The 12,237-nt window shown below is 68.2% G+C and carries 11 protein-coding genes; all 11 read left to right on the forward strand.

What is annotated here, in order from left to right; translation table 11 throughout:
* Nucleotides 1-66: 66 nt before the first annotated feature.
* Nucleotides 67-342: a flagellar motor switch protein FliN gene (fliN, locus tag ASE63_RS06535; RefSeq protein WP_200962537.1), complete on the forward strand. Its 276-nt coding sequence runs from the start codon at nt 67-69 to the stop codon at nt 340-342.
* 19 nt (nt 343-361) lie between these two features.
* Complete coding sequence (locus ASE63_RS06540) at nt 362-1,417, forward strand: flagellar motor switch protein FliG (RefSeq protein ID WP_244491308.1); 1,056 nt, start codon at nt 362-364, stop codon at nt 1,415-1,417.
* 146 nt (nt 1,418-1,563) lie between these two features.
* Nucleotides 1,564-2,631, forward strand: a complete 1,068-nt coding sequence (gene flhB / locus ASE63_RS06545; protein WP_056798347.1) for a flagellar biosynthesis protein FlhB — start codon at nt 1,564-1,566, stop codon at nt 2,629-2,631.
* Nucleotides 2,632-2,899: 268 nt separating this feature from the next.
* Entirely contained in the window at nt 2,900-4,189 is a 1,290-nt protein-coding gene (locus ASE63_RS06550) for a flagellin (RefSeq protein ID WP_056798350.1), read from the forward strand.
* A 148-nt stretch (nt 4,190-4,337) separates the two neighbouring features.
* Nucleotides 4,338-5,963 (forward strand): flagellar basal-body MS-ring/collar protein FliF, encoded by a 1,626-nt coding sequence (gene fliF / locus ASE63_RS06555; RefSeq protein ID WP_056798355.1) that lies wholly within the window; start codon nt 4,338-4,340, stop codon nt 5,961-5,963.
* A complete protein-coding gene (locus ASE63_RS06560; protein ID WP_056798359.1) occupies nt 5,960-6,622 on the forward strand; it encodes a hypothetical protein in 663 nt (220 codons plus the stop codon). Before fliF ends, ASE63_RS06560 begins: the two co-directional genes overlap by 4 nt.
* A gap of 37 nt (nt 6,623-6,659) precedes the next feature.
* Nucleotides 6,660-7,967 carry a MotB family protein gene (locus ASE63_RS06565; protein WP_056798362.1) on the forward strand — a complete coding sequence of 436 codons (1,308 nt, stop codon included), beginning with the start codon at nt 6,660-6,662 and terminating at the stop codon, nt 7,965-7,967.
* Nucleotides 7,964-9,175 (forward strand): hypothetical protein, encoded by a 1,212-nt coding sequence (locus ASE63_RS06570; RefSeq protein WP_056798365.1) that lies wholly within the window; start codon nt 7,964-7,966, stop codon nt 9,173-9,175. The genes ASE63_RS06565 and ASE63_RS06570 overlap by 4 nt, the downstream gene beginning before the upstream one ends.
* Entirely contained in the window at nt 9,172-10,404 is a 1,233-nt protein-coding gene (locus tag ASE63_RS06575; RefSeq protein WP_056798368.1) for a flagellar hook-length control protein FliK, read from the forward strand. The genes ASE63_RS06570 and ASE63_RS06575 overlap by 4 nt, the downstream gene beginning before the upstream one ends.
* On the forward strand, nt 10,352-10,960 hold the full coding sequence (locus ASE63_RS06580) for a transglycosylase SLT domain-containing protein (protein WP_082609705.1): 609 nt from the start codon (nt 10,352-10,354) through the stop codon (nt 10,958-10,960). Before ASE63_RS06575 ends, ASE63_RS06580 begins: the two co-directional genes overlap by 53 nt.
* Before the next feature lie 118 nt (nt 10,961-11,078).
* The gene (locus ASE63_RS06585; protein WP_056798375.1) at nt 11,079-11,966 is read left to right on the forward strand and encodes an alpha/beta hydrolase; all 888 of its coding nucleotides are present in this window, start codon (nt 11,079-11,081) and stop codon (nt 11,964-11,966) included.
* The last annotated feature ends 271 nt before the right edge of the window (nt 11,967-12,237 follow it).

Here is a 12,237-nt window from a genome sequence, read left to right on the forward strand (position 1 = left end):
GATGCCGCCCTGCTCGATGCCGCGACCGGCGAGGCCGGGACGCAGGGTGATGCCGAGGCGCCCGCCATGGCGACCGATCCGCTCAATCTCGAGGCGGTGATGCGCATCCCGGTGACGATCCAGGTCGTGCTCGGCAGCGCCAGCATGCAGGTCGCCAACCTGATGAAGCTTCGCCGCGGCGCCGTCGTGCCGCTCGACCATCGCGTCGGCGAGCCCGTCGACGTCGTGGTCAACGGGCGCATCGTCGCGCGCGGCGAGGTCGTCATCGTCGAGGACGACAACAGCCGCTTCGGCGTATCGCTGACCGAGATCGTCGGCGTCCAGGCCAAGTTCGAAGAGTGAGGCCAGGCAGGCGATGACGGTGACCGCGAAGAACGACAAAGGCAGCCCCCCTGCGGGAGGCGTCGTGACGGGCAGGCAGGCCCAGCTCGGCGGCGCCGGCAAGGCCGCGGCGCTGGTGCTCGCCATGGGCAAGCCGCTCGCCGGCCGCATGCTGAAACATCTCGAGCCGGGCGAGATCCGCGCGCTGATGCGCCGCGCTTCCGAGCTCGGGCCGGTCGCTGCCGGCGAGATCTCCGATCTCGTCGATGAGTTCAGCGACCAGTTTTCGCGCGGCATGAACCTGATCGGGTCACCGAGCGAGGTCCAGAAGCTGCTCACCGGGGTGCTCCCGCCCGAGGAGATCACGGAGATCATCGGCGATACGGCCGAGGCCGCCAATCGCTCGATCTGGGACCGGATCTCGCAGATGCCGGAGAGCGCGCTTGCCGGCTATCTGGCCAAGGAGCACCCCCAGACGGCAGCCTATGTCCTGTCCAAGCTCCGGCCGTCCTGTGCCTCGCACGTCATGACCCAGTGGCCCGCAGACAGGCGCCACGAGCTGATGCGCCGCATGCTCAACCTCAAGCCCGTGGCCGAGCAGCCCGGCGCGATCGTTGAGAAGGTGCTCTACGAGGGCTTCACCCTCAACCTGTCGCGCAACAAGGGGGCCGACACCCATGCCCGCATGGCCGACATCCTCAACAAGATGGACAGCCAGGACATGGAGGATGCGCTCGGCAGCCTGCAGCGCGTCCGGCCGGAATCGGCGGAGCTGCTGAAGGGCCTGCTCTTCACCTTCGAGGACATCGTCAAGCTCTCGGCCCGCGCCCGCATGGCGATCTTCGACCAGGTGCCGACGGACCGGCTGGTACTGGCGCTCAAGGGCACGGAAACCCTGTTCAGGGACCAGATCCTCTCCTCGCTCGCCGCCCGCGCGCGGCGCATCGTGCAGCAGGATCTCGAAGGCGGCGAGCCGGCGCTCCAGCGCGAGGTCGTCGACGCCCGCCGCGCCATCACCGACATCGCCCTCGAAATGGCGAGCCGTGGCGAGATCGAGCTCAATCCGGAGCGTGAAGAAGGCGCTTACTTCCAGTGAGCGGCCTCCTTCCCGCTAGAGCATTGCGCGAAAAAGCGGGAACCGGTTTTTCGCGGGAGCAATGCTCTAAACTTTTAGAATCGATCACGTTTTTCGCGTTCGGACGATTCCGTCCGAACGTGACATGGTCGAACAGGTGAGGACCCGTGTCCGGCGAGCAGGATCAGGAGAGCAAAACCGAGGAAGCGACGGAGAAGAAGGTTCGCGACGCGGTCGAGCGCGGCAACACGCCCTCGTCCAAGGAGGCGCCGATCTTCGCCAGTATCGCGGCCACGCTGATCGCCAGCGTCTTCCTGGTCCGCGCCGGCACTGGCGAGACCGCGCGTTTTCTCTCGGCCTTCCTCGCCGATCCGGCCGGCTTCGACATCTCGACCAGCGGGAACACGACGACGCTCCTGCTCTATGCGGCGATGCAGGCCGGCCTGTTCCTGTGGCCCGTACTGCTGCTTTTCCTCGTTTTCGGCCTGAGCGCCGCCTTCCTGCAGCACCCGCCGCAGATTGCGCTCGAGCGGATCAAGCCGCAATGGTCGCGGCTGTCGCCGGCCAAGGGCTTCACGCGGATCTTCGGTCGCCAGGGTCTCGTTGAATTCGGCAAGTCTCTGGCCAAGTTCGCCGTCATCGCGGGAACCGTCTGGCTGATCCTCAAATCGGACAAGGACACGGTGGTAACGGCCATGCTGAGGGATCCCAGCGCGATACCGGAGCTGATCCTGACGATCGCGATCCGTCTGCTCTCCGCAACCTGCGTGGCGACCATCGTCATCGTCGCGATCGACCTGGTCTGGACCCAGAAGTTCTGGCGCCGCTCGCTGCGCATGACGAAGCAGGAGGTGAAGGACGAGCACAAGCAGGCCGAGGGCGACCCGATCCTGAAATCGCGCCGGCTTTCGCTGGCGCGCGACCGGGCCCGCAACCGCATGATGGCCGCCGTGCCCCGCGCGACGGTGATCATCGCCAACCCGACCCACTACGCGGTGGCGCTGCGCTATGTGCAGGAAGAGGGCGGCGCGCCGCTCGTGCTCGCCAAGGGTACCGACCTGATCGCGCTCAAGATCCGCGAGATCGCCGAGGCCAACGACATTCCGGTGATCGAGGACCGCGTGCTGGCGCGCTCGCTCCATGCCGCCGTCCAGCTCGACCAGATGATCCCGCCGGAGTTCTACAAGGTCGTCGCCGAGCTGCTCTGTCTCGTCTATGCGAAGAAGGTCGCCTAAGGAGCCGTCCCGCCCGCCATTGCGTCAAGCGTAACTTGACGAGCGACACCGCGCCTCCCGGCATGATCGCGGCCGGGTCGACACCGCAATCCATCGCCCGCATCGACCAAGGTCAGCCTCGCGCAAGCTTCGCCCGCTACACTAGGATACATGGAAGGTTGACCTGCTGGGTACGTCCCACATGGTCAAAGGCATGAAGCCGCCCTGCCATCCCGGTTCCAATCCGGAATGTTCCCCAACAATCCCCTTCAGATTGAGGAACATCATCATGACCAGCCTGCTTACCAACACCTCCGCGATGACTGCGCTGCAGACGCTGACGCAGACCAACAAGAACCTTGCCCAGTCGCAGAACCGCATCGCCACCGGCCAGCGTGTCTCGACCGCTTCCGACAACGCTGCGTATTGGTCGATCGCCACCACGATGCGTTCGGACAACAAGGCCCTCGGCGCGGTGCAGGACGCTCTCGGCCTCGGCGCCGCGACCATCGACACGATGTATACCGGCCTGAACGGCACGGTCGACGTCGTCTCGGAGATCAAGGCCAAGCTCGTCGCGGCCCGTACCCCCGGCGTCGATCGCGACAAGATCCAGAGCGAAATCGGCGAACTCCAGAAGCAGCTGAAGAATACCGCCGACTCGGCTGTGTTCAACGGTGAGAACTGGATCTCGGTCAACTCGGACGTCGCGAGCTACAACGATACCAAGTCCGTCGTCTCGTCCTTCTCCCGCGCCGGTGGCGTGGTAAAGATCGATACGATCCAGGTCGACCTGAATGCGGTGAAGCTGTACGATGCGACCGCCGACGCCGACTATGCGGGCGTCACGGCCGGCACCGGCACGCTGACCTTCGATCCTGCGACCGTTGGCGCGGCTGGCCCGCCGGCCACGACCACCGGCTCGTTGAGCATCGTCGTCACGACCGACGGCACGGCTGCGCCGGGCGTGACGGTCAACGTCTCGCAGGACAGCACGCTCGCGGACATCGCCAAGGCCTTCAACAGCCTCGGCATCGAAGGGCTGAGCGTCGGTCTGTCCTCCGACGGTGAGACCCTCGAGTTCCTGAACCGCAGCACCTCGTCGATCGCCGTGACCAGCACGAACGGCGGCGTGACCGGCGGTACCGTCACCGGCATGTCGGCGGCCGATGCGGCCATCGAGACGAAGAAGGGCGTTCTCGACAAGTCCTATGACGTCTTCAAGGACGACGCCTGGACCTCCTTCAGCGTCGCAGATCTCGACATCAGCGAGTTCACCGACAGCGCTTCCGACCTGGCTGCGCTCGAGACCTACATCGCTGGCGTCGATAGCGCACTGGGCACGATCACCGATGCCGCCACCAACTTCGGCGCCATCAAGAACCGCATCGGCCTCCAGCAGGACTTCGTGAAGGCCCTGAAGGACTCGCTCGATCGCGGCATCGGCCAGCTGGTGGACGCGGACATGAACGCGGAATCGACCCGCCTTCAGGCTCTGCAGACGCAGCAGCAGCTCGGCATCCAGGCGCTCTCGATCGCCAACTCGGGCAGCCAGAGCATCCTGTCGCTGTTCCGGTAAGACCGCAGCACCATCCACGACAACGGGCCACGCTCCTCACGGAGCGTGGCCTTTTCGCATTCCGGCGCTGCCGCCGGTTGCGCAATGCTCGCACAAGGCTGCGCAAGCACAGTGCCCGTCATAACGTCCCATTCCCGAAGGAACGCCGATGCCGGGCCGCCAATATGCTGAAGAGATTTGGCTCAACCTCCAGCAACTCGGCCACAAGCGCCTGATGGCGCTGGCCGCGATCGGCCTCTTCGTCTTCGCGGCAATCGGCACCAGCGCCTATTACCTCAGCCGCCCGGAGATGTCGGTGCTCTATAGCGGCCTCCAGCGCGAGGACGTGAACCGCATCGGCGCGGCCCTGCAGGAAGCCGGCGTCGTCTTCGACGTCAATTCCGAGGGCTCGCAGATCCTCGTCAAGCCGACGCAGGCGGCACAGGCGCGCATGCTGCTCGCCGAGAAGGGCCTGCCGCGCAGCGCAAGCGGCGGCTACGAGCTCTTCGACAAGCTGGGTTCGCTCGGCCTGACCTCCTTCATGCAGGAGATCACCCGCGTCCGCGCCATGGAAGGCGAACTCGCGCGCACCATCCAGCTGATGCGCGGCGTCAAGGCGGCGAGCGTGCATCTCGTCCTGGCCGACAAAGGCTCGTTCCGCCGCGACCAGCAGCCAGCCTCGGCCAGCGTCGTGGTCCGGACCGAGACCTCGGACTCCGGCAATGTCGCGCAGGCGATCCGCCACCTCGTCGCCTCGGCGGTGCCCGGCCTCGTGGCCGAGAAGGTCACGGTACTGAATACGGACGGCACGCTGCTCGTCGCGGGTGGCGAAGCCGGCCAGTTCGGCACCGCCAAGCTCGCCGGGCTGCAACAGTCGGTCAACCGCGAGATCCAGGACAATGTCCGCAAGGCGCTGACGCCCTATCTCGGCCTCGAGAATTTCGAGATCAGCGTCGCGACCGACCTCAACACCGACCGCCGGGAGACCAGCGAGACGGTCTTCAACCCCGAGCAGAAGGTCGAGCGCTCCGTGCGGGTCGTGCGCGAGAACGACACCTCGCAGAACTCCGCCACCCAGGAGCCGACGACCGTCGAGCAGAACGTGCCCGAACGTGCCGTGCGCGCCGATGGCGGCCAGCGTTCGAGCGAGGAGAAGCAGCGCCGCGAGGAGCTGACCAATTACGAGATCTCCTCGAAGAAGACCCAGACGATCTCCGATGGCTACGCGATCGCGAAGATGTCGATCGCCGTGCTGATCAACAGGCCCCGGCTGGTCGAGTCGCTCGGCGCCTCACCGTCGCCCGAGGCGATCGAAGCCAGGCTCGAGGACGTCCGCCAGGTCGTCGTCTCCGCCGCCGGCATCAACGGCGAGCGCGGCGACAGCATCAAGGTCCTCGCCGTCGACTTCCTGCAGGGTAGCCGCACGCTCGAGCCGACGGCACCCGTCGGCGTCGGCGAGGCGCTGCTGCGCCAGTCGGGCACGCTCATCAATGCGGTGACGATCCTCGCCCTCGCCGCGCTGATCATCTGGTTCGGGCTGCGCCCCTCGATCAACGCCATCCTCAAGCGCCCGCCCCCGCCGCCCGTGGCAACCCTTGCCGACGCAGCGGGCCTCGCCGGCGGCGATCCCCAGCTCCAGATCGCCGGCACGGAGATCGGCCTGAACCTGATCGGGGACCTGACCAGCGCCTCGCAACGCTCGCCGATCAGGAAGCTCGAGCAGCTCATTGAGTTCGACGAGGTCCAGGCCGCGGCGATCCTGAAGCAATGGATCCATGAGGGAGAGCGCGCGTGAAGCATCGCCCGGCCGCAGATTTCATCCCCAAACTGGGCATCGAGGAGGCCGGCGACCTCGGTTTCGCCGAAGCGGTGACGGAAGCGGCAGCGGAGGACATCGAACTCCCGGCCTTCCTGCCCAAGACGCCGCGGGAGCCGCCGCCCGATCTCGACGCGATCTTCGCGAGCGGCCGGCAGGCCGGCCTCGCGGAGGCTCGGGCCGAAGCCGAGGCGCAGCTCGCCGCACTCCGGCAGGAAGCGGCGGCATCCCTCGAGGAGGCGCGCCAGCGCTGGGCAGAGGAGGTCGCGACGCCACTCACCACGCAGGTCCCCGAAGCCCTGGATGCGCTGGGAGAGCGTCTCGCCGATGCGACCGGCCGCCTGCTGCGCCCCTTCTTCGACAGCGAGCTTCGCGACGCCGCGAGCCGCGCGCTGATCGACCAGATCAGGCCGCTCCTGGCCGGCGATGACGGCATGCTGATCCGCGTCAGCGGGCCGGCCGCCCTGCTGGAGACGCTGCGCCACGTCTTCCCAGCCGGCTGCGCGGTGGAGTTCGTCGAGAACGACGCCACGGATGTCCGCATCGTCGCGGGCGAGACCACCATCGAGACCCGCATCGCAGCCTGGGTCGCCCGGCTCGAAGGCACGGGCCCGGACAGGCGCCGCCGCAAGACCTGATGCCGCGTCGCACCTCACCAAACCGGAACGAGCCACCATGGACAAAGACCGTCAGGATATCATCATCGTCCGGCGCGGCGCGAGCAGGCAGCCGGAACAGCTCAAGGGTGGCGTCTGGAAGATCGCGCATGCCGACTTCATGACGGCGATGATGGCGCTGTTCCTCGTGCTCTGGCTGGTGAACTCGACCAACCGCGAGACGCGCACGACGGTCGCCCAGTATTTCAACCCGATCAAGCTCTCGGACACGACCTCCGACCGCAAGGGCGTGCGCAACCCGCAGGATGCCGAGCCGGGCGAGGTCGACAGCACGAGCCGCCATGACGGCAACGAGGTCGGCGCCCCCAAGACGGGTTCGGACCGCCAGTCCAGCGCCTCGCTCAAGGACGCAAGCCAGGGCAAGGCCGCCTTCGAGGACCCCTACGCCATCCTGGCCGAGGTCGCCGCCGCCAAGCCGGAGCCCGGCTCCGACAGGGCCTCGATACTGACGCTGGGAACCACCGGAAAGCCCGGCATGCACGGGGGCGAAGCGCTGCGCGACCCATTCGATCCGAACTTCTGGCGCCAGACGCCCCAGACCAACAAGCCGACCAGGCAGGAGGCCTTTGCCGGCGATGCCGCACCGGCGGCGCCGACGGCAGCCGCCCCCGCCACGCCCCCTGCCCCCGGCACCGCCCCGGCTGCCACGCCCATGGAACCGGGACAGAACCCGGCGGCAACCGCAGCCACCACGGCAACCGCATCGTCCGGTGCCCCCGCAACGACCCAGCCGGGCGCAACGGCGGCGGTCGCCCCGGCCACCACGCTGCCGATGACCCCGCGCCCCGCCGCGGCCGAGCCGGCTCCAATGTCCCAGACCGCGTCGGCGAGGTCGACGGCCGACGACGCCGTCGCCTCGGCCATCGCCTCCGCCATCGCCAGCGGCCGGGACGGCGGCCCGCGCAGCGACTCGCCGCAGGTCGATGTCCGCCAGACCGACGAGGGCATGCTGATCAGCCTCACCGACAACGCCAATTTCGGCATGTTCGCGATCGGCTCGGCCGAGCCCCATCCGCAGACCGTCGAGGCGATGCAGCGCATCGCCTCCGTGCTGAACCAGCGCGAGGGCGCGATCGTCATCCGCGGCCATACCGATGCACGCCCGTTCCGCGATGCTCGCAACGACAACTGGCGCCTCTCCACGGCCCGCGCCCATACGGCCCAGGACCTGCTCATCCAGGGCGGCATCAACGAGAGCCGGATCGAGCATGTCGAAGGCCATTCCAGCCGCAAGCCGCGCGTCGGCGACCCCAACGCCGCCGAGAACCGCCGCATCGAGATTCTGATCCGGGAAAAGCGGGCATGACGCGCATCGCCCATCTCTGCATCCTCGCCGCGCTCTGCCTCGCGCCGCAGGCCGCGCGGGCGCAAGGCGAAGCCGTCCCGGCGGCAACCGCGCCTGCGCCGCCCTATCAGCTCGTCCGGACGCTGCAGTCCCTCCAGAACGAGGCAGCTTCGGGAAACCGTGCCGCCCATGCCGCCCAGGGCAAGCTGCTGCGCGAGCTCGAACAGGCGATGCTGGCCCAGCCGCCCGAGGTCTGGAGCGACCCGCGCAACACCCGCGCCGCCGTCCAGTACGTGCTGAGCGGGGGACAGCCGGGCCCGCTGGCCGAGCTTCTCAAGCGCGGCGAGCCGGCCGGGCTGCCGAACGGCCTCGGCGAAGGTGCGCTCGCCTATGTCATGGGCGATAACGGCCAGGCGCGGGCCCGGCTGCTCTCCCTCGACCCCAAAAACCTGCATGAATCGCTCGCGGGGCATCTCGCCCTGGTCCAGGCGAGCCTCATCCAGCGCGACGACCAGAAGCGCGCCCTGCAACTGCTCGATCAGGCGCGCCTGCTGGCGCCGGGCTCGCTGGTCGAGGAGGGAGCGCTGCGGCGCGCGGTCTTCATCGCAGCGGAGATCAACGATCTCGAGCGGCTGGAGAAGGCCACGGCCCAGTACATGCGCCGCTTCGACCGCTCGGTCTATGCCGACAATTTCCGCCAGGCCTTCGCCACCGGCCTGGTGCGCTTCGACATCGGCCGCGACCCCGAGAAGTTTCCGCGGCTCGTCGCGACGCTGCGCGCCTTCGACCGCGAGCAGCAGCGCTCGGTCCTCATGATCATCGCCCGAGACGCCCTGATCCGCGGCCGCTTCGAGCAGGCACGCCGCGCCGCCGAGGAGGTGGCGCGCATTCCCGGTGCCGACCAGGCGACGATCGCGCGAACCTCGCTCTACAAGGCGGCGTCACGCCTCGGCGACGACAAGGCCGAAGGCGCGCTGGAGACGCTGAAGAAGATCGATCCCAACCGGCTGCCGCCCGCCGAGAAGGACATCCTGCACACCGCGCTGCGTGTTGCCACGCATATCGTCGACGTCCCGGCCGCCGCCAAGCAGACCGAGACGCCCGGCGCCGTGGCCGAGCCCGCCAATATCGATCCGCGCCTGAAGCGCGTCTTCTCGGCGGCGGAACGCAGCCTCGCCGAGGCGCAGGCGCTGCTGGACGCATCGGCGCAGGGAGCCAGCAAGCCATGAGCAATCTCGAGACGCCCTTTCTGCCACCCGGACGCGCAGCCGCGGGGAATGCAGCCGCCGCCGCGAAGGATCCCAAGGCCCGCCTCGCCCCGGGCGGCCGTGACGAACGTGGCCAGACCTTCCGCTCCCTGCTCCAGAAGCTCGATCAGGCGGCCGGCAAGACGGCAACCGCCGTGCACGGCAAGGGAGCCGACGCGGCTCCGGCCGAGGACATCGGAACCGCCGAGACGAAGCCTCCGGGGCCTGCACTGGATGCCCCGGTTCCAGCGGCCCAGCCCGAGCCGGCCGCCGGCGCGAGCGACGCCGCCCGCCTGCTGCTCGGCGCGCTGCAGCCTCCCAACCGCGAGGCGCAGCCCGAAGCCCGCAAGGAACCCGGCGCGAAGCGCGTCGCCTTCGCCGCGCTGAACAGCGCCCTCGCGAAGGTCGGGACCGGCCCGGCGCCCGACGCCATGGCGGCAGTCGCCGCGAAGCCCACGGCCGGCGAGGCAGGCGTAGCCATGCCGAGCGATGCCCCCAAGCTGGCCGAGCTGCCCGGCCTCGCCGATCTCGCAAGGCTGGTCGATGCGGCAGAGGATGCGCCAGGTCGGCCAAGCGCGGCCGCCGCAGAGTCCGTTCCCGAGAAGCCGATGTCGATCACCGTGGTCCGGCAGGAAACCCATCTGCCGCCCGTGACGCGCCTGTCGCCGCTGCAGCAGGTGACGGAGCCGATCCGCCTGGCGGCGGCCGAACTGGTCCAGGCACGGTCCGACGCCGTGCCCACCACCGACAAGCCGGCGGGCATCGCCGAGCCGACGAAGATCCTTCATCTCCAGCTCAGCCCGGTCGAGCTCGGCAGCATCGTCGTCAAGATGCGAATCTCGCAGGGCGGCATGGAAATCCGGCTCGAGGCCAGCCGCGCCGCGACCGCCCAGATGCTCGCCAATGATCGCGAGGCGTTGCGCGAGATCGTCAAGGCGAGCGGCTATGCGCTCGATACTGTCTCCGTCGAGACCGTCCATGTCGATCCCGCCACGCCGGACCCGCGCCCCGACAGGCAGGACGCGCGCGACGAGCGCCAGGGCGCCCGCGAGGGCCGCGGCTTCGACCAGCCCCGACAGGATCAAGGCCAGGGCAACGAGCAGGAGCCGCAGCGCCGCGGCTGGGAGCAGGACGCGACAACCGGCAAGGAGGAAACCCATGAGCCGCGCGAAAGCAGCCGCCCTGGCCGCGATCCTTATCGCTACCTTTAGTCTCGCAGCACCGGCCCGCGCGCAGACCGTGTGCGAGGAGCACATGACCCGGGTCGCGGCGGCCTACGACATCCCGGTAGGCGTGCTCTACTCGGTCGGGCTGACGGAAAGCGGCCGCCGCAACTCGCTGCAGCCCTATGCGCTGAACATCCATGGCCGCGCCTTCTTCGGCGCGAGCAAGGAGGCCGCCCTGGCCGAATTCCAGACGTCGCGCGCCAAGGGCAAGAAGCTGATCGACATCGGCTGCATGCAGATCAACCATCACTATCATCGCGACCAGTTTCCCAGCCTCGACGCCATGTTCGAGCCGGCCTTGAACGTCGAATACTCGGCCAAGTTCCTGAAGCGCCTGAAGGCGCGCCACAAGACCTGGACGATGGCGGTGGCCCGCTACCATGCCGGCCCGCACAACAACCCGGCACAGCACCGCTATGTCTGCACCGTGATCCGCAACATGGTCGCGACCGGCTTCGGCCAATGGACGGACAACGCCCGCAACTTCTGTGGCCCGAAATATGCCGCGTCGCGGGATCGCGCGCGCAGCCTCACTGAATAAAGCCGCATCGGCGGGCGCTGTGGAGAAAGCCCGCGGGCATCGCTCCCCTGCGCGGACGGCAATTGCGGCACCGGTACGGCAGGGGCTAGCCTCCTCCCGACCGATTCACGGAGCCATCATGTCCAGCGACTTCGCCACCCCGCCCGGACTGCGCCATCGCCAGATCGCAGTGCGCGACACGGTGCTGCATGTCGCCGAAGTCGGCTCCGGTACGCCGGTTCTGCTGCTGCATGGCTGGCCAGAATTCTGGGCGGCCTGGCTGCCGCTGATGAACCGGCTTCATCCCGATTTCCGCCTGATCGCACCCGATCTGCGTGGCTTCGGCGACAGCGCGAAATCCACTGCGCCGCGTAGCGATGTCGGCGCCCACAGCCATGCCGACGACATGGCCGCGCTCGTCGCGGCGCTGGGCCTCGAATCTGTCGGCGTCGTCGGGCATGATGTCGGCGCCTATGCCGCCCAGGCGATGGCGCGGCGCCACCCGCAGATGGTCGAGCGCCTGCTGTTCTTCAACTGCCCGACGCAGAGCATCGCCGAACGCTGGGTCCATGACGGCCATGTCAACGAAGTCTGGTACCAGTCCTTCCAGCAATTGCCGTTGGCCGAGGCGCTGATCGGCCTGAGCCGCCAGAACTGCGCGCTCTATTTCGCGCATTTCCTGTCGCATTGGTGCCACCGCAAGGAGGCGTTCGACCCGGCGCTGGACCTTTGGGTCGACAACTTCATGAAACCGGGGAATCTGCGCGGCGGCTTCGACTGGTATCGCAGCCAGAACGCGGCGCGCCTCGCCGCCATCGACGGGCACCCGACGCCCTCGATACGCATCCACCAGCCCACGCGGGTGCATTGGGGCCGGCACGACCCGATCTTGAAGTCGGAATGGGCCGTCTTCGTACCGGAGCATTTCGACAAGGCCGAGGTCACCTTCTGCGAGAGCGCCGGGCATTTCGTCCATGTCGAGGCGCCGGACGAGGCTGCGGACGTCTTCGCCGAGTTTTTCGGCTGACTTGGCGGCGCGGAAGCCTATGAGGACTTCGGGCGGCCGCGCCACCCGTGATCCGGCGCCCCCTCGCATTGAGCCGAGGAGCGCATAGATAGTGCCGGGCGAACGGAGCCGACCGCATCCCCCCGGCGCAGAAGAGGACAGGCGATGCCTGTGTTTCGATTCCCGACATGGAGACGCTGGCGGGCGATGCCGCGCCTCTTCACCGAGAACGAAACCCGATTCCGGCCGAGTCAGCGATTCGGCCCCGCTTCGTTCGGGACTCGTTCCTCTC

The sequence above is a fragment of the Allobosea sp. Root381 genome (assembly GCF_001429395.1).
In the GTDB taxonomy this organism is placed as follows: domain Bacteria; phylum Pseudomonadota; class Alphaproteobacteria; order Rhizobiales; family Beijerinckiaceae; genus Allobosea.